We start from the raw sequence: 18,715 nt of genomic DNA on the forward strand, positions 1-18,715 counted from the left end.
AGCATGACTCTTTTTATTTACAAGCTCTTTTTACACAAAATTACGGATTTAATCTTCTGAGTTTAAAAAATTCTCCATTTTAAGTTTACTTTTATAACTCAATGACTCTAAAGCCAGTTACACAAGGAGGTCGTTATGTATCCAAGATCTCTTTTCCAGCTCGTCTCGCTTCTGATGCTTTGTGCTCTTTTTGTGCCGATTTATTTTCTGTGGGCAACGGTTCCAGCTCCGCCTGTACAGGTCCAAATATCGATGGGACTAGAAAAGCCTGTCATCCTAAGAGCGATTGACCGTGAGTTTCCTGTGCAGGTCATGGTATTTTTTCTGCCTCATCTTGATGAAAAAGCCTTAAAAAAATTCGATCGAGGTCTGCTGCTGCGCGTGACCATGCAGCCGATTGATCCGACGCAACGAACAAAAGCTGAGCGACTGTTCGAGCGGCGGATCAGTTACAGCAAAGATACGCTGACTGTAGCGATTCCTTTGCCGTTATTCATGGCCGATAAAGCCGATTTGGAGGTGGAATTCTGGATCGGACCGGTCGACGGCGATGGAGCCATCGATCGTCAAATCCGCTATTTGATAAAGGGAAGTGACGGCACCCTGTTGTTTATGACGCCTAAACAATATCAAACCAAGCGCCACCAAGATCGCTATCTCAGGTTTGAAGAACAACGTCGACGCGAGCCCGATAACCCGGATATCCGATTATTATGGGATACTACAAGAAAGATAGACGACCGCCAAGTCATATCACCTTTCTCAACCGAACAGCAGTTGTTGGTTGATCCTGTTGGACCTGCCGATGCCTTGCGGCCGTACTATCGCTCCCATTCTACGGAGCGGAAAAAAACCGATCCATTGACCATTAAGGGTCGCGTGGTCTATACCGATTTTGAGGGCACGCAGCGGCCTTTACCGATTGTCAGCATCGATATTTATGACAGCGACTGGGGACTGGATGAACATCTCGGAACCGTGCTGACCAATTACAATGGCGATTGGAGTTTTTCCTGCGATAATGATGACGGCATTGGCGCAGACGGGCGCGATATTTACTACACCTTTAAATTGGAAAACAGCCGTATGCGGATTCAGGACTGCGGTCCGTGGCCGGATGTGACCTATACCTATGAATCAGCGACACACGATGATCTGGACGATGGTACGATTTTGGATTTCGGTACGGAAACCGGATCCGGTGATATGGGACCCATGATTGTTTGGGGATTTGAGGTCCGTGCATGGAATCATGCTGTCAAGACCGGCAAACAGGATCCGGGATTCGTCGATACTTGCTTTCCGGAGAACGGCACTCATTGGGATCGATATTGGGAAGAGATCGATTACGAGCAAGGTTATACGGACGGACCGGATATATATTTGCACGAATACGGCCATGCCATCATGTACTATGCCTATGGCGAAAACAGTCCCAGCCCTGGAGGCTACCACGATTTCACTCAGGTGACGCAGAATGAGGGATTGGCGTGGAGCGAAGGTTGGGGCACCGGGTGGATGCTTTCCTTATGGCCGGACGGCATCTATGATTGGCACGAAGGAACCACGGAATCGGCCGGTGAATATCCGACCGGCACCCTGCAATTGGATACCGGCGGCGAAAGCATCGAGTACTACTCATCAAGCAACCGTTCGGGATATTTGAATGAAGGGCGGGTCGCCGCTGCCATCAACGATATGCTAGATAGCCACAATGACAACAACGGCGGTGACACGGACATCGGCCGCTCTGACCGCAGCGACGCTAACTCGTCCTATCGCGTAACATTGGATCTTATGATGCATAATACACTGTGGGGTTCTTATCATAATAATTTTCTCGAATTCTATAACAGTCTGACCGGCGAACTCGGCAGTCTGGAATGGAATGAGGCGCTGCAGGCCTGTCAGTATAATTGGATGGCTCTAGCGGATCCGATCATACTGTGCGTGGCAACCCGCATCGTCACCGGCGATATGGCCGGTCGGGGTGAAATCTTTGACGGATTGAAAAAATTCCGCGATCTGGGACTCAAATCATATGACGGCGGCAGACAATTGGCCCAGTTGTATTATCGACACAGCCCGGAATTAGCCTTCATCTTTCTGCAAAATATGGCACTGAAAGAAGAAGCCTTGAAGGTGCTCGACCACTTTGCCCGTATCGGCCATGCTCTGGCGAACAACAAATCACAAAATGAATTGTTCCGCGTCGAAGCGCCGGTCATACCTGTTGACCTGGAAGCCGTCATTGATCACTTGTTGCAGGAAATTGAGAAAAATGCAGGTGAAAAGTTGAAAAGCGATCTCATCGATGTGAAATCTTACTACCGTAGCGTTCGTGGCTTGACGTTTCGACAACTCTCCCAAAGGATGGAGGATAAAGCGCAGTTTAAGGGTGACCGAAGCGGGCGCTCGATTAAGCCAATGGATATTTCCCCGGATAGTCAGGAACGTCTAAGATTATTGGATTTGCATTTGCCGAAAACAGAAATGGAAAAAAAGCAATGATTTTTATAAAGATTGATTGGTTGAATACCGCATGCTTGTTCTGATAAAGAGGTCTCTTGTTCAAATCCAAAATCTGTCTAACGGATGCATCATGATATTGTAAATCTCCAATTTTATTCAATATTTTTTTGATAGAGGTTATCAATATGAAAGCGAAGTTTTTGTTCGCCTCAATCTTTAACTTTTTGGCGACGATTTTTTCTAATTCTCCTGGTCAAATCCCTGCAAGCGTCCCGAAACGTCTTGCCGTGTTACCATTTGCCAGTCTGAGTACCGATGAGACTTCGGTGCTGACCGCTCAAGCCCTCTTACGGCAGGCACTTCTTGATTATATTGCTTTTTTTTACAGGCGAGCCGCGAAACCGGCCTATATGGGAAATGACGGAAATTTCGAGCCTGCTGTCGGAAAACTGATGATACAGGCGCCGCATCAGCTGGGCAGCAAGGATCACGATTAATTTATTTACATAGCTTTAACCGCCTACAAGGTGCAGGCACGCCCTTTGCAGCATGATTGATGATTGGATATGCATTTTAATGGAGGCCCCATGAAGAGATGGCATTGGCTGGGCATGATGGCGCTGCTGCTCCTAGCGGGCGCCGCTTCCCTTCCGGCCCAAATGATCGCCGAAATCAGCCGTCCGGTGGCGACTGAATTCGGCACCTATATCCCCTACCCGGTCACCATCACGCCGGCGGCGCCAGCCTGGACGGTTGCACCGGATCTCAGCAACGTCGTCAACAAGGCCGATTTCTCTTTCACTGCCCAAGAGAGCAGTCTCCTCGTCAACCAGGGCTTTTTTGTCACGCCCCATGATAACGGCTCGGGATACCGCGAGATCTATGACAGTTATAACGAGGCGCGGGAACAAAACATCCCCATCTTCGTCACCACCGACGCCCTCCTCCATACCTTTCACCTCGTCTTCGACCGCATGCTGATGGAGATCGAACTCGATCATTTTTACGGCGATCTCGACCGCCTCCTTACCGGACTGCTCGATATCACCCTGCACCGGCACTATCCGGCGCTGAGCGACGACTCGACGCGGGCGGCGCTGATGCGCACCATCGACTATCTGATTGTCGCCAAAAAACTGCTCGAGCCGAACTATGATCCCGGCATCAACGGCGGCAGGTGGCAGCTGGAGCTGCCGCTGATCGCCGCGCATCTCAAGCCGGAGAATTCGCCCATCTTTGGTTATGAAGAAGACTATACCCAGTACATCGTCCGCGGCCACTATACCCGCAGTGACTCGCTGCGCCGCTATTTTCAGGCGATGATGTGGCTCGGCCGCATGACCTTCGCCGCAGACCCCCGGCTCACCGCGGAAGTGAACCGCAGCGCCACGCTCAGCGCCCTGCTCCTGTTGCAGGCGCTGCAGCAGCTCGAGATCACCGGCCAGTCGGCCCTGTCTGTCTGGGAGCGCATCTACTCACCCACCGTCTTTTTCGTCGGCAAATCCGACGACACTACCCCCTCTACCTATAATGATCTCATCGGCCAGGCCTGGGGCGATAAATTTGCGGAAATGGAGATCAATACAATCCGGCTTGCTCCGGCTTATGACCAATTCATGCAGGCGGCCATGGCTCTGCCGGGCCCGTTGATAAAATATCCGGGACAACCGCAAGGCTTCCGTTTCATGGGACAACGCTTCATCCCCGACTCCTATGTGTTCGATCAGCTGGTTTACAGCAATATCCCCGGCCGTTTCATGCCCAAAGGATTTGATGTGATGACGGTTCTGGGCTCGCCGCGCGCCCGGGCCCATCTGCAGGCCATGGGCGAAATGGCCAACTCCGACTATAAAAAACGGCTGGATGAGCTGTGCGCCGAGTTCGCCGGCCTTCCCGATACCGCATGGGCGCAAAACCTCTACTGGAACTGGCTTTACAGCCTGATGCCGCTGCTCTTTCCCAAGGGCGCCGGTTATCCCCCTTTCATGCAGAATCCGGCCTGGGAGGATAAGGAGCTCTTCGCCGCCCTCGGCTCCTGGGCCGAGCTGCGCCACGACACCATCCTCTATGCCAAGCAGAGCGGCACCGAGAGGGGCATTGCCGAAAAAAATCTGCTGCAGCGCGGCTATGTCGAACCCAATCCCCATTTCTATGGCCGCATGGCCTCACTGGCGCAGTTTCTCATGACCGGGCTGGAGAACCGCGGACTGCTCACGGCGAAGTACAAGCTGCATCTCAGCGATTTTTCCGCGCTCTGCCTGCAGTTTAAAACCATCTCCGAAAAGGAGCTGCTCGGCGAGTCCCTCAGCTTTGCCGAGTACCGTGCCATCGTCGAATTCGGGCTGGCGCTGGAAAAACTGGCCGAATTCAGTGAAACCGGCGAGGTGACCGGACCGGGACCGATGCACGACCACAATATGCCGGTCATCGCCGACGTCCACAGCGATTTCAACAGCGGCAATTGCCTCGAGGAGGGTGTCGGTTATCCCTTCACCCTCTATGTCGTCTGCCGGATCGAAGGCCTGCTGGTGATCACCCGTGGCGCCGGCTTTTCCTGGTACGAGTTCGAGCACCCGATGAGCGACCGCCTCACCGATGAGGCGTGGCGTGAGATGCTGCAAAAAGGATCAGCACCGGCGCCACCGCCGTGGACCAGCAGTTTTGTCACCAACACACCGCACTCCCTTGTTCCGCAGTTCTATGAGCTCGATAAAATAGGGCTGGAGGCGCTGATCTTGGAGACCGGCCGGGATACCCTCCTGGCTGGCGAGGAGCAGAGCCTCTTCATCGCCTCGGCGGGTAGCGCCCTGACCGCAGCGCCAACCCTCTGGCTCATCGCCCCAAATGGCGATCAGTCGCCCATCACTAGTATCACCCCCAAAGGTGGCGGCTGGGGGGCGCAGATCATCACCGCGGCGCTGCTGCCCGGCCATTACTGGCTCAACGCCCAGGGCAAAATTCAGGATCCAATGGGAAACGTCACCCGCCTCGACGGCCGCACCGGCTTTGTGGTCCGCGGCGCGACCGGCGTGCATGAACGAAACGAGGAGGCCCGGCCGCACACGGCCAGGCTCATGGCCAGCTATCCCAATCCCTTTAACAATTCAACGCTGATCCACTTTACCCTGGCTCGAGCGGCGGCGGTTCGGATGACGATTTGCAATCACCTCGGACAGGAGGTCGCCTTGCTGGTCAGCGGCCGGCAGCCGGCCGGCGCGCAGGCGATCCGCTGGGACGGCCGCGACGCGGCGGGAAGGCTCCTGGCTTCCGGCCTCTATTTTGCCGTGCTCGAGGTGGAAGGCCAGCGCCTGGTGCGCAAGATGGTGATGGTGGAGTGAGAAGGGTATAATTCGAGCGTCCGAATACGGAGGTGAGGCAGCCGTGTGAAAGGCCTGCAGATCATGACGCTCTGGTGGCAGCTGCCAGGCCAAAATCGAAGGAATGAGCTGTGATGACAGAAGAGGCGGAACTGCAACTGAGACGATTTTAGCGCGCAAGGCGCGACTGCGGATGATACGGTGATGTTCCTGATCCATGCTCAGCCGGAAATCCTGGAGAACGTGCGTTCCGACTATGGGCTCGGAGCCGGCAGGGCCGAAGATAATATTGCCGGCGACCCTCTCACCGCCGAAATCGAAAAGGCAAAAGCCATAGGCCAGCTCACACGGGCATGAATCCGCCCGTTCGACGGAGATGGTCCCCTCGCGCAGAATGCCCAGCCGGTGGACGATATCCTCGGGCAGCCATGCGCGTGACGCTCCGGTGTCTACCAATAATGCATCTTCCTGGTGCATCTCCGGATCGTTAACATTGAGAACAGTCAGGTCGATATAAATATCACCCATACTGATCCAACAAAGAGTGACTGACAAGTCGCAATAAAGCCACATTATACTATTACAAGACCTTTCCGATCTGATATCGCAATGTGTCAATAGCTCTGCCTCTTTTCAAGGGGAAAAATCGCCATTCAGGCCTTCTGCTAATTTGCAGGTATTTCTACCACCCAACAGGCCGCCGGATTTAAGCTGTCTTCCTGCGGCGGGTCCTGGAAGGCAAGCCGCGGCCGATCAAACTCGTCGAGGGTGAAAGAGTGGAGGTCCATTCTGCCAACGGCCGCGTCACCTCGCTGCCGTATCTCGAGACCATACTCATCCCGGCGGCCGCTGAGGCGGTCACCTTTGTCAAGAGGGGGGAGCTGTCCTGCCGCCTCATACTCCTTTACGTCAAACCCGAGGCCGGCCTTTCCGTGACGGTCAACGATCCCAATGATTAGCAGCGAGGCCGCCGCACAATGGCCTGGTTCAGCAGCTCGGGATCTATTGCAATCGTCAAAGAATTCATTCAACCATCAACGATGCAGTACCATCACAGTTCGAAATCTCAAACCATGCGGCTTAACGTATGTCGCAATTTTCGGGGACAGACCAGGCCGACAGAATGCACATCAACTCCGCTGATTCCGCACAACGCAGCGGTTTTTCCTTTGAGCTGTTTTGGAATCTTTGCGGCGGGAGGTAAAATCAAGGCGGTTATTCAAACGAATAGAGGTATATTATTAAGATTCTTGCCCTCATCGCAACGTCATCTTGTGGCTCTTCTTTTGCATGGTCGTGGTGACGGATGGATTACCAGCGGGAGCTGACATTGGCATCGCACTGTTCTCCTTCCATATGCCGATACTCAATGTCGTGGTGATTCGGTTCTTCTTTTCCCCCGCCCGCAGCTTGAAAATTACTTTGTTGATCTGCAACCTTATCTGGATTGGTCTCGCTGGCTGGCTGATCGTCTCCCGATATCCCTCACATCCTCAATAGGCAGGATTGATTGAATATCTGATCATAAGGGCGGTGACACCAGTCATCATCGCAGTGGTGATCGGTCTTGGATTGCGGACACCTAAGGCTTGAGTTACGCCAATCCAACCAGAGGCAGCAAGACCCGCAAGCCCAGCCAAATCAGAATTCCCCCGAGAAGGTCGAAGAGGATCCCTGCCCGTATCATTTTGGTGATTGGCACCAGGCCGGATCCATAAACGATGGCGTTCGGCGGTGTGGAGACCGGCAGCATGAAGCCCCAACTCGCCGCCAGGGTCGCACCGAGCGCAGGTGGAACAGGATTGATATGAGCCGTCAGGCACAGGGAGAGCATGACAGGGACGACCATGTTGGCGGCCGCGGTATTGGAGGTGGTTTCGCTGACCATGATAGCGATGTAAATGGCCGCCAGGGTCACTCCCCAAGTGGAACTGGCCCCGCTCCACGACAGTAATTCCTTGCCGACCGCTTCGGCCAGCTTGGTTTCGAACATCAGCTGCCCTAACGCGATGCCGCCGCCGAAAAGCACCAGGGTGCCCCAGTCTATCCGGGTTGCTTGTTTCCAGGTGAGCGTGAATTTCCGCTTCGGCCAATCTATGGGCAAAACAAAGAGAAGGCCAGCGCCAATAAGGACTGCAGCTGCCTCGGGCAGTCGATCGTTGATGCTTTTAGCCAGAGGTGAATCCGCTCCCTGGAGGAGAGTTATAATCCCGGGCATGATCCAGAGCAGCACGGTGACGAGAAAGGCCCACAGCGCGTTGAACTCGCCGCGGGAGAGGGGGCGGATTTCTTTTTTAAAGCGGGTGAATTGGAGATTGCCCGCAGCGGGCCGGTGCGGACGGTGCAGCAGATAGAGCAGGGCAAAGAGCAGGGCGTACATGCAAATCAACAGCGGGATTGCAAAAAGCATCCACTGGAAGAACGAGATCCTGATCCCGGCAAACTTTTCAATCATAGCCAGACCGATTAGATTAGGAGGAGTCCCAACTGGTGTACCAATGCCTCCAGCCGATGCAGCATAGGCCGCCATCAGCAACATTCCGGTGCTGAAACGGGGCTGAGGTTGTTGCTCATCCAGGGCGCTGACGATGCCCAGACCGATTGGCAGCATCATAGCCGTTGTGGCTGTGTTACTGATCCACATCGATATCGCAGCGGCCGCTGCGCCATAAACCAGCAGGATGCGCGCTGGACTGTTACCGACCCAACGCATCGACATCAGGCTCCAGGCGATACGTTTATGCAGCCCGTGCACCGACATCCCTTCTGCCAGAATGAAACTGCCGAGAAACAGATAAATCGTCGGATCGGCAAAGGGGGCGAAAACCTGCCTGGCCGGAGCGATCCCGAACAATACGCACAAAACAGCGCCGAGCAAGGCGCTCATGGGAATGGGGATGGGCTCGGTGATCCACCAGATCACGATCCATCCGATGATCCCCGCGAGCTTGTGGGCAGCCGGGCTCAACTGCGGTATAGGCCAGAGCATCAGCAGCAGGGCAGCCAACGGGCCGATAAAAAGTCCCACTGTATGGCGACCCCGCTCGAAATGACGCTCTGCCGGTGTGAGCTTTTCCATTAGCGCACCAAAAGTATTTTGCGCATCTGCAAGGTGTCGGTTCCCTTCATTGTGCGGCAGTAAACGACTCCGCTTGGCAGAATGCTGGCATCAAGCCGGATGAAGTGGCGCCCCGATTGCTGCGCTTCCGCATGCAGGTTGTTCTCCTGTATTAACACACCCAATCGCCGTTCCATAATTTACGGCAGAAGCACCGAGTCAGTAATTGTGAATGGACTCATTGACAGAAGCTTCCCTGCTCACTCAACACCTTAGAGTTCTCATTTTTTTAATTCGAGGAGGAATACGTCACCGATCTCCGTACCGGCGGTGATGTAATTGCCAGCCTGGTCAAAACAGCTCACCGGCAGAGGGAAACGCCACATGGCTGGAGGGACGCCAATATCGCGAATCACCAGGGATCTCTCAACGCCGCCCATGATAATTCGTTGCCCCTCATTGCAGCACATGACGCGGACATTCTTAGATTTAGATCGTATAGAAAACAAGAGCGACCGACGGGATAGTTGTAAAATTTCTACAACTGTGCCATCCGGAATGTTGCGCACCACGGCTGCGATATCGCCAGATGCCGACACGGCCGCAATATGTCCATCACGAGCCCCGATGATGTCGATTTCGGCGAGTCTCGCCGGATCGAGCAACCGGAGGGAACCATCCGGCCATGCGCAGACAATTGTCCCATTCCCGGCCAGGCTGATTGCAGATAATGGATTCGCACTATTTCTTGCGGCACCGGGACCGCCACGCACAAGCAATCGTCCGCTAGCAATTTCCCACAAGATGACCTGGCCATCATCCCCGGAAGAAACCAGATTCCGGCCATCTGCTGTACAGAGGAACTGCCGCACCCGGGCTTGATGTCCGGCAAGCTTGAACAACGGCTTGAGTGTAGTCGCATCCCACGCTTTGATGATCGAATCCAAACTGTCGGCCGAAACCAGTATCTGATCGTGATTCACGAAACGGAGCGGTGCAATCGTCGGGCGTTGCAGTTCAAAGAGTAGCTGAGCAGCCAGATCATGGGCGGGAGCCTTACCGTGTTCCGTTGCGGCAATGGTGCGGCTTGCCAGTTCCACTCCTTCGAGCATATCCCAGATCTTGATGGTCGCCGATCGGTCCGCCGCAGCAATGCGGCGTTCATCAGAGCTCAGGGCCAGGGATGAGAGGCCATGTTTATGGCCTTCGAATACAAGTTCGGTGGTTCCTTTCTCGATTTTCCAACTCCGCACGGTATCGTCCAGGCTGCCCGTGACCGCTCGTTGCCCCGAACGCCCCATCTCGACACAGGTCACACTATTAAAATGCTTTCTGCTCCCGGACATGAGGTAAAGTAATCCTTCGAACAAGGCAGCAGAGCGAACGGGATCGCGATCATCGGCCGCAGTCCCATACTTTTCCCTCAGCTGTTTACGCGCATGTTCGATAAAGTCGCGATCGAAGTTGGGATCCCACACGCGGATCATCCCATCAGCGCAGCCGGAAACGAGACGCGCCCCATCCGGAGTGAAGGCAACGCAAGAGACCGGCCCAATGTGCCCACGCAAGATGGTTTGCATCTCCCCGCGGATCAAATCCCAGATGATGATCGATCCTTCGATTCCGGCGCCGGCCAATTCTGAACCATTCGGTGAAAACGTTAGATCCTGCACGACTCCTTGCCGGCTGTGTATAGTCCGCTCCACCTGCCAAGGCTCGCACTTCCAGAACTGGATATCGCCGCCCCATGAACTCGCCACAACCGTGCATTCATCTGGGGCAAAACGCAGCCATGAAATGTATTCGCCGCTCGTATGTGCAGTGCCTGTGACCGCCCGGTTGTTTGTATCTATGGTCTGCAACGCTGAACCTGACCCAGCGATCAGCAGACGCGCACCCCGGCTGAGAGCCAGCGCGTTCACAGGTGCCGTGAAGCTCCCGAAATCCACAGCTTTGCCGCTTTGCAGATCGTATAGGAGTATGGTGGTGACCTTCTCTTGCAGAGTCGCGGCTGGAAGCGTTGATGCTCCGGCGGCGAGGTAACGGCCACTTGCATCGACGGCGAGGGACGATGCCTTATATCCTGGAGCAGCCAGCTCGCCGGCTGGTTGCAGGTGTTCGTAATCCCAAAGCACGATTCGGCCGCCAGAACCGGTCACTGCCACAAGGCTGGATCCCGGGATCAGTGTCAGCCTGGTCTCGCTCGCAACGAAATCGCGAATAATCTCCATAGCACTCCCGGTGCGGAGATCCCAGACGCGAAGAGTATTATCGACTCCGGCCGAAATCAACCGCTCGCCGTTAGGTGTGACCGCCACGGCCGTTATCGCACCCTCATGACCGGCAAGCGTCATCAAACACGCGCCGGCGGTTGGCTCCGGATTGAGCCGTCTAATCCATGGCCGGGATTCCAGACCCATAAGCTGGCGGTAGATCGCCGCCTTGGCCGGAGCACTTTGACTGCCCTGTATTGCGACTGAGAGAATGGTATTGGCGGCCTGCTGAAAGGTTAATTCAGGCCAGCGCGCCAGAATGTGCGCTTGGTGTCGAACAAAATCAGCAAATTCTGTGAGAGGGATGGTACGCATCGACTCAGGGAGTTGTAGATAATCATCGACCAATTCATACATCTGGCCCGCCGCGGATTTGGCCTCGATGAATTCGAGATCGGTAAGCACTTTCTCCAACCTTTTACCCTCGCCTGCACGACTCAGATGGTAGGGGAGCTCTCCGGTCTTGCGTTCATTGGGGCTACGGCCATTGCCCGATGATACTATCCAGAGCGGGAGGGCATGGAAATAATTGCCCAATATCGTGTGCCAGGCCGGAGCAGGACGCGCTGCGGCAGTTGCGCCTTCGTTCCCGATGACATACCGGGTAGACGCCGCCTGCCGGAAGGTCTCATAGAAAAAATCAAACCGTCCCTGACGCCGGGCCAGAAAGGGGCGCACTTGCCGAAGAACCAGGTAAGTCGCATCTTTTGCTCTCTCCCATGCCGCCGGTTCCCTTGAATTCTCCCCTAGGGTTGTGCAGAGCATGGTCGCAAGCTCATCGCCAGAAAGGCCGCGGCGGGCATGCGCCATCAAGCCAAAGAGGAGTGGAACTGAAACTGAAGGATCGATTTCAGAGTAGGCTGGATCGGTTTCAAGTCGACGCAACACAGCGGTAAATGCGCTTGCAGGCGTCGTGCCGAAATCATTTTGGATTTTCGCCGCTAGATTGCCGAATGCACCAAAAATACGCAGCTCACTGAGTGCTACTTTCAGAAAAAGGGGATTCGAGGCGCCGGGCGATGTGATCAACGCCTCAAGATGTGGCGTATCGAGTTCCTTGAGATACTGGTCAAGATAGGCCTGGACGAGTTTTCGTCTGTCGTTCAGTTCCTGAAACGGCGGCACCTCTGCTAGATAAGCGCCTCCCTGCTGAAAATAGGCGATTGCATTTTCACCTCCCCGGGCGTCGCTGCGGAAACTGATGATAAACTTGACATCGGGGGGAAGAAGACGCGGCACCCAGGTGAGATCATCCAGGCCTGAGTTGAGTTGATCGAGCGAGTCGATGACGATAAACAAGGGTCCCTTTGAAGCTGCCTGCGCCAGCAATTCCGGCCAGGCTTGACGCAGATGGACCGGATCGTCAGGAAGATCGCCGCTGATCCTTCCGGCAGAATCCTTCAACTCGAGGAGAAGCGAATTGATCAGATTGATCACTGACGTGGACTGGTCGCTTGCGCCGATAAAGCGATAGAGCAGCGTCCTGTTCTTGCCTGCCGCTGGTTCAGCCCGGAGGCGATCAATCCAGCACGCCAGCAGCATGGACTTTCCCGCCCCGCCTGGCGCAGTAAGGACAAAGGGCCTGCAGGATTCGCCCAGCGCATAGGCATCGAGTACTGCAAAATCACCCTTCCGCTCGATGAAGCCTTCTGCTGCGGCAAACTGAAACTGCTCCTGCTGCGAAAGCTCGACCGCCAATGGGCTTTGGGGCAATACGACGGTCCGGCCTGGGAAGTGCGTCTCGATTGCCACCTGTAAATCAGTCAGCACACGTGCAGGAAAAGATTCATTCCCTGCCCTCAGGTCGCCAAGGCGGCCGGTGGTCAAACGCTCATTATAGCGGCGCGCTTTTTCCTCTTCCTCTGGTCGGTCCGCGACATCCAGCCCTTCCACAGTTACACCGGCCTTCTGCCATTGCCGGCGCCAGCGTTCGACGTTCTCGGGCAATACGGATGGACACCGCAGCGGCATTGCCAGTTCAGGAGAACGTGCTGCGCTGTCCCAGGTGCCGCGGTAAAGCACCACCGGGCGTTGGGTGGCCGGCAGTATCTTTTTTCGAAGCTGCCTTCTCCGGGTCAGAAGAAATCGGCGCGCAGCTGGCTCCGGTTCGGCTATGTCCGTGAAGGTGCGCCAAAGCTGTGTCGGTTCGTGTGGGAGGTGTCGTAAAGAGGCGGGGTGGCGTTGATAGAACAATGCTTGTCCGGAAATGACCTGTTCCGATTGTTCGCTAAAGGGCCGGACGATGGCATGGAGAATTTCAAGTTCAGTAACAGACCGCCCGTCATCAATCGCTTCGGCTAGACCCGGGAAGCTATCAAGGGTTTCGGCAGAGACTTCACGGTGGCTTGGCACCCAGCCGTAACGTTGCCCAAGCAAACAGAGGAAAAATGGCCGGCACTCGTCGATGCGCTGGAGGCAGACTTGAACTACATTCTGATTACGGGTGGCATCCTGTTCCGTCACACCCCAGCGTAAATCGATATCGACCATGCGCAGACGGCGAGCTTCGCACCAATCCGCCAGCTGCGGGAACACCTTCTTCACCAGGACGTCCCGCTCCGCATGCATATCATTGAACGTGCTGCTGATAAAAATATAGACCTTCTCCCACCGGAGGTTTTGAAAAACATCATCTGACCTGCTCTCGTCGATGGAATCCATCTCTACGGCCTAGCTATAGAGGTACATGACTTCATCAAAATGGCTGGCGCTAATCCCGGCGAGCTCAATGGGTGAGAGATTGAAAATATACTCCAGACTCGTTTTTGCTGTCCTGATATCTGTCTTGTTCCAGGGTCCCAGTGCATTGCCCGGCTGGCGTGAAAGCACCTCCTTCGGAGAGAAGAAACTTTGCAGTGTACATTTCCTGCAGTTGAGATGGAAAAAAACAGCATGAGCCGTAGGGTCGATAATAGCTTGTTTTAGAACTTCCAGCGTTTGATTGAGATCCCCCTTTTCAAGCGGAAGACCGCAATTCTTACAGAGAAATTGTCCATGTAAATCATAGATAGGGTAGGTTCCATCGAAGATGATTCCTGGAAATTGCTGTGCCATGTACATCCGGACCTCTTCGACAGGAATCGGGGGAAGAGATGGAATCTGCAAGTCAAAGCTGGCCACAGATCGATCTGAGCAAAATGAAGGTTCGGGTTTTGGCGTGCGCAGTCGTTTGTACCAGGGGAGGTTCTGCCACGCTGCCAGGCGCGGATTCATGGTACCGGCCGGAGCGACCGCAGGCGGCGGCGTGAAGGCTGACGGCTTCATCTGCAGATACCCGCTTTCTGAGATGTCGATGGCGGCTGGAGCAGCCGCCGGTGGTGGTGTGGAGGTTTCTTTTAGAGCCGTTGGAGCTAGGGAGGAGGCGGTCACATCAGAATTGGCGCCCAGCATCCCCATGACAGGGGCGATCATACCATCCACCAATGCTGTCAATCCATGGGCCCGCGCCAGTTGATCCGCTTCCTTCACGATAGGCACACCAGTACCGGGATCTCCCATCTGGCTGTGCAGCAAAGCCTGCATGGTGAGTGCTTTGGCCAGGCCTTCCACATCGCCCAACTCCCGGCAGATGCCGGCGGCTTCCTGCTGCAAAGAGAGGGAGACTGTGTACTCGCCGCGCTGCATTAGAACAATGGCGCGGCCACCAATAGTGTTGGCCAGTTGCTGGCGGTTCGAGCCTTTACGAAGCAGGCGTTCCGCTTCATCGAGCAGTCCTTGAGCTTGTTCAAGGTCATTCTGGGAGATCAGCAGCAACCCGCGATTGCTAAGTGTAATCGCCACGTTTTCTTCACCGCCGAGTTCCCGGGCGAGCGCTTCCGATTGTTCAGCCAACTCAGCCGCATGTTCGGAATCGCCAGCCCAATACAGCAATTTCCCTTGAATGGCGAGGCAGTTGAGTAAACCATTCTGATCGCCCATCTCGCGACAAATTTTCACGTGTTCGGCCACAAGCGGCAGCACGTGCTGGTTGTCACCAATCGCCATCAAAGCTTCGGTCGCACCGGAGAGGGCAGTTTGCAGCATTCGCTTATCATCGGCCTCGCGGAAGTACTGTGCAGCCTCCTCGTACCCTTGAGAGGCTGCCAGCTGATCACCTGAACGGCGTGCCACCCCGGCGAGTTGCATGATGATGACGCCCACTTGCCGCCTGCTATCCAATGGCAGGTTTTTCGCCGCAATGCGGTCGCGGAAAAGTTCGATCACGCCTTGCATGTCACCTGATTTGCCAGCGTTTATCGCCTGGTTTTTCAGAGACTGATAGAGAGCCTCCGTCGTTACTTCAGAATTATCATTCATTTGTCATCTCCTATCCGCCTGAGCGATTTAGAATAGCGGAATTTATTACCCAAACCGGCCTTGTTAAGCAACATAAGTAAAGGCTAAATGCCGAAGTTTGCGCCACTGGCAAGAGTTTTTTGAGATGTTGACGAAATAGGAGGTGGGCGCTCGGACAGAAGGGGCGTGCGTCAAATTATGAATTTCTTCAGGATGCCCTTAAATCAAAGTAGCGATTTAGCTGTCGAAATGCAAGCGCTAATAAAAAATTCTAGTCTAAGCCCCTTGTCTGTGAAGAATCGAGCCGTCACTCTGATCCTCGGCATCAAATCCCTCGAAGGCGTTTCTCGGGCGCAGCAGCGGGAAGGGAACAATTGGTCGATGGCCTCGATCTCCAGAAGCAAGGGAAGAGGAGCGGCGGGATGGCCCGCCTGCATTTCCCGCATAAAAATGCACGTGGGCAGGGACGATGCGTTGAAATCAACCTCATACTGGGAGGAACCCTGCCTTTATTCTACGGAGGTGACGGTGAACCGGGCTGCATGATGAAAATAGTGGGACGAAGATCATTGGGCACGGTGCCGGCCGTTTTTAATTCTCGCCAGTGCTCCATTGATAGCGAATAGGAATAAATCACAACACCGTTTGGTACACGGGCATCCAGAGGGCCTATCTGAATTTGCCAACTGGTTACATTCAGCTTTTCAATGCATCCAATGACCATAACCCCGATGGGGGGCACCTTTCGCGCAAAATAATGGTTCGCACCTGAAGATACCGCCTGATCTCCCTTGTACACCTGTGGCCAGGCCTTGAAGCTGTGCGCGTTTTCTCGAGCAGCGTATCGGCAAGACGCCGGCATAGATTCTGGAGTATGCCGTTCCCGAGGTATCACCGTTAGGTGAAAGTGATGGCTCTACAATGCACTGGCTGCCAAATTCCGGGACCATCACTTCAACGGGCGAAAGCTCCAGGAAATGAATGCCCACGGCCGCCTCCGTCAACCTGGTTGAAGTATTCAAAATGGCATCTGTTTCATCCCGAACCATGACCGCAATTTTGCCGGCCTGTGCAGACTGGTGGAGATAGTCGATATGCACCTGCACGCTCACCCTGGATTGGGGCGCCCAGGAGGCGGATCGATGAACGTTCTTGGGCCTTCTCCGGGCGAGCGAATGTTCAGGTCTGAATCCGTTCGCACATAGAACAGTCGACGGCGATCTCCTTGTCAGAGGCGAATCAGCATCTCCTTAATCGCCATGATGATTTCATCGTATCAAATCCCTCCGAAAAAATCAATTCTGTGCCTGTTGTCATCCCAAGATTTTCTGAATTGAATTATCCAGCCAGATGGGCTATCTTAGGCGCCCAGAAAGAATTTCGGATGAATTCAGGAGTGTTCTATGTTTAATAATAACATTTATTTTAACCTCCTCCTTCTGATTATTTCTTCTGAGGTCTCCGCGCAGGACTTTTCTGCCGGCGGCATGGCCGGTTTCTCTCAGGGACCCGGTGCTGAAGCGCAAATCAGCGCCTCCGGTTTTGCTCAGGGATTCCCGTTTGTGCTTCGATTCACAATCGGCTTTTTCACGCTTGATCCCGGAAATCCGCAAGCGGCCCGCGAGATTTTCATCAACGACGCTACCAATGGTGTACCGGAAGAAAACGGCCATTTCTGGAGCTTTCGGCTTGATTTCATGTATCCCGTAAAATAGTTCGGCTGGAACCGATGCTATTTATATGGTGGACCGCGGCGCTCTTATTTCACCGGCAATTTTAAATTTGTCGGCGGCAACGAGGACTTGGACGTCAGATGCAAATCCTGGGGCGCCGGCTTGGAATTGGAGGAACTTTATGCCATCAATCCGGCGCTGGATTTATCGCTCACTGCCGGCCTGGCTTATTATCCCAAAAGCACCCTTTCAGGGCATGACACGGAGTTCTAGCCGGATGGAGAGAGCGCAAATGGCCGCAAAGGTTTTGGCTATCAGGATGCGGACAAAGCTGTCAATCAACCCTAGCGGGTGACACGCTTGCTCATCGGCGCGACGGTCAGGTTGTAGGGAACAATAAAAAGGAGCCGGCCGCCTCCAGTGACAAGTAGAGGTTCCGACGGCGAGATGGGTGCAACTTACAGCTATTCGAAGCGCGTCTGCATTTCGAGTCCTTTCCTGGTTTCTACGCAAGTTGATCCCGCAGCCATCTCACTTACTACCTGCTTTTAATACATCGGCTTTATTTGCAGAGCCGGACCGAAATTGATTTTCAGGGCGATATCTTTGACGCAGAAATCTGCACTTTGTTTGAACTGGCGCGGAGCGATCATTCTCTTCGCACCCTCCTCTTAGCTCTTCGCCGCCATAACGGCTACTCCGGGGAATTTGGAGGTCACCATCTCCGGAGGACACTGCAGTTCAAGAGATCTTTCAGTCATTCTCGCCAGCGAACCGGCACCCGTAAAATTGTCGTCATCATAGGGGACGCCCCTGTGCACGACTGTGACTTTTTGCCCCGGCTCTTATGGCGGTGATCCTGGACGGGATGAGGTGATGGGCACCGCCGATGATCTCGATTTTCAAACAATCGTCGCCGAACTGGCAGCAGTGGGAATCCAGGTGGTATCGATCGACAGCAGTCCACGGATTGAAGACGCCGTCAAGAACTTCACCTACATGGCAACGCAAACCAACGGCAAGTACTTCGTGGCTTCGGACGCCATTGAAATTCCTCCGGCGATTATCTCGCTGATCGGGGAGATTTTCGCCATCATCGCTTGGCTGGATCTCGAGGTCTATGATACAGCCACGGCATCCATCTCTTCAACGCCAATCCGGTCACAGAATACTGGATCCCGGGCAAACACGACGTATAGCTGGGCGTCACGAACTGCGGCGATGCGGACGTCCTGTTGCGCTGGAATTGTGACCGGTTATTCGTTCTGGTCTATGGACCCACTGGATACACCCTGTTGGAAGTGAAAGAGGCCTCCACCGCCTATGTGGATGAACCCTGGACGAACGGCATCGACGGGGATATCTGGGGATGGAAAGGCACAGATACCGTAAGCACCACCCTTACGCCCTATGCCGAAGAAACGGATCTTGTCGCAGCTGTCCCTAAGGGTTATCTCCTTAACCAGAATCATCCCTATCCCTTCAATCCGGTCACCACAATCAGTTATCAACTTCCTGAAGAATCACGGGTGAGTATAAAAATCTACAACGCCCTGGGGCGGAAGGGGCCAAGCTTATCGAAGGCTTGATGGAAGCGGGGATGCACTCGGTGACCTAGAATACCGCGGAGGCGCCTGCTGGTGTCTA

11 protein-coding genes are annotated in these 18,715 nt (G+C 54.4%); 8 read left to right on the forward strand and 3 right to left on the reverse strand.

The window, feature by feature from the left end; translation table 11 throughout:
• Nucleotides 1–135 precede the first annotated feature (135 nt).
• From PLH32_14310 to PLH32_14330, 5 genes are all read left to right on the forward strand, one after another.
• Nucleotides 136–2,511: a hypothetical protein gene (locus PLH32_14310; protein ID HQJ65783.1), complete on the forward strand. Its 2,376-nt coding sequence runs from the start codon at nucleotides 136–138 to the stop codon at nucleotides 2,509–2,511.
• 146 nt (nucleotides 2,512–2,657) lie between these two features.
• Nucleotides 2,658–2,969, forward strand: coding sequence for a hypothetical protein (locus PLH32_14315; protein HQJ65784.1), 312 nt, complete (start codon nucleotides 2,658–2,660; stop codon nucleotides 2,967–2,969).
• 90 nt (nucleotides 2,970–3,059) lie between these two features.
• Entirely contained in the window at nucleotides 3,060–5,810 is a 2,751-nt protein-coding gene (locus tag PLH32_14320) for a DUF3160 domain-containing protein (protein HQJ65785.1), read from the forward strand.
• Between the two features lie 183 nt (nucleotides 5,811–5,993).
• A complete protein-coding gene (locus PLH32_14325; GenBank protein HQJ65786.1) occupies nucleotides 5,994–6,146 on the forward strand; it encodes a hypothetical protein in 153 nt (50 codons plus the stop codon).
• Between the two features lie 419 nt (nucleotides 6,147–6,565).
• Complete coding sequence (locus PLH32_14330; GenBank protein HQJ65787.1) at nucleotides 6,566–6,748, forward strand: hypothetical protein; 183 nt, start codon at nucleotides 6,566–6,568, stop codon at nucleotides 6,746–6,748.
• A 635-nt stretch (nucleotides 6,749–7,383) separates the two neighbouring features.
• Here the strand turns inward: PLH32_14330 and PLH32_14335 are convergent.
• From PLH32_14335 to PLH32_14345, 3 genes are all read right to left on the reverse strand, one after another.
• A complete protein-coding gene (locus PLH32_14335) occupies nucleotides 7,384–8,868 on the reverse strand; it encodes a DASS family sodium-coupled anion symporter (GenBank protein HQJ65788.1) in 1,485 nt (494 codons plus the stop codon).
• A gap of 260 nt (nucleotides 8,869–9,128) precedes the next feature.
• On the reverse strand, nucleotides 9,129–13,781 hold the full coding sequence (locus PLH32_14340; protein ID HQJ65789.1) for a DUF4062 domain-containing protein: 4,653 nt from the start codon (nucleotides 13,779–13,781) through the stop codon (nucleotides 9,129–9,131).
• 9 nt (nucleotides 13,782–13,790) lie between these two features.
• Nucleotides 13,791–15,416 (reverse strand): hypothetical protein, encoded by a 1,626-nt coding sequence (locus tag PLH32_14345; protein HQJ65790.1) that lies wholly within the window; start codon nucleotides 15,414–15,416, stop codon nucleotides 13,791–13,793.
• Between the two features lie 1,382 nt (nucleotides 15,417–16,798).
• On the opposite strand from PLH32_14345, the gene PLH32_14350 reads away from it, so the two are divergent.
• The 3 genes from PLH32_14350 to PLH32_14360 all read left to right on the forward strand — a co-directional run bounded on the left by PLH32_14350 (nucleotide 16,799) and on the right by PLH32_14360 (nucleotide 18,657).
• On the forward strand, nucleotides 16,799–17,110 hold the full coding sequence (locus PLH32_14350) for a hypothetical protein (protein ID HQJ65791.1): 312 nt from the start codon (nucleotides 16,799–16,801) through the stop codon (nucleotides 17,108–17,110).
• Nucleotides 17,111–17,944: 834 nt separating this feature from the next.
• Nucleotides 17,945–18,373 (forward strand): hypothetical protein, encoded by a 429-nt coding sequence (locus PLH32_14355; GenBank protein HQJ65792.1) that lies wholly within the window; start codon nucleotides 17,945–17,947, stop codon nucleotides 18,371–18,373.
• A complete protein-coding gene (locus tag PLH32_14360; GenBank protein HQJ65793.1) occupies nucleotides 18,364–18,657 on the forward strand; it encodes a hypothetical protein in 294 nt (97 codons plus the stop codon). Before PLH32_14355 ends, PLH32_14360 begins: the two co-directional genes overlap by 10 nt.
• Nucleotides 18,658–18,715 lie beyond the last annotated feature (58 nt).

Source organism: bacterium (assembly GCA_035419245.1).
Lineage (GTDB): Bacteria > Zhuqueibacterota > Zhuqueibacteria > Residuimicrobiales > Residuimicrobiaceae > JAKPUX01.

What these genes read in the sequence shown, in the direction of transcription:
- PLH32_14310 (HQJ65783.1), top strand. Translation starts at nt 136, where the DNA reads ATGTATCCAAGATCTCTTTTCCAGCTCGTCTCGCTTCTGATGCTTTGT.
- PLH32_14315 (HQJ65784.1), top strand. Translation starts at nt 2,658, where the DNA reads ATGAAAGCGAAGTTTTTGTTCGCCTCAATCTTTAACTTTTTGGCGACG.
- PLH32_14320 (HQJ65785.1), top strand. Translation starts at nt 3,060, where the DNA reads ATGAAGAGATGGCATTGGCTGGGCATGATGGCGCTGCTGCTCCTAGCG.
- PLH32_14325 (HQJ65786.1), top strand. Translation starts at nt 5,994, where the DNA reads ATGTTCCTGATCCATGCTCAGCCGGAAATCCTGGAGAACGTGCGTTCC.
- PLH32_14335 (HQJ65788.1), bottom strand. Translation starts at nt 8,868, where the DNA reads ATGGAAAAGCTCACACCGGCAGAGCGTCATTTCGAGCGGGGTCGCCAT.
- PLH32_14340 (HQJ65789.1), bottom strand. Translation starts at nt 13,781, where the DNA reads ATGGATTCCATCGACGAGAGCAGGTCAGATGATGTTTTTCAAAACCTC.
- PLH32_14345 (HQJ65790.1), bottom strand. Translation starts at nt 15,416, where the DNA reads ATGAATGATAATTCTGAAGTAACGACGGAGGCTCTCTATCAGTCTCTG.
- PLH32_14350 (HQJ65791.1), top strand. Translation starts at nt 16,799, where the DNA reads ATGTTTAATAATAACATTTATTTTAACCTCCTCCTTCTGATTATTTCT.
- PLH32_14355 (HQJ65792.1), top strand. Translation starts at nt 17,945, where the DNA reads ATGGGCACCGCCGATGATCTCGATTTTCAAACAATCGTCGCCGAACTG.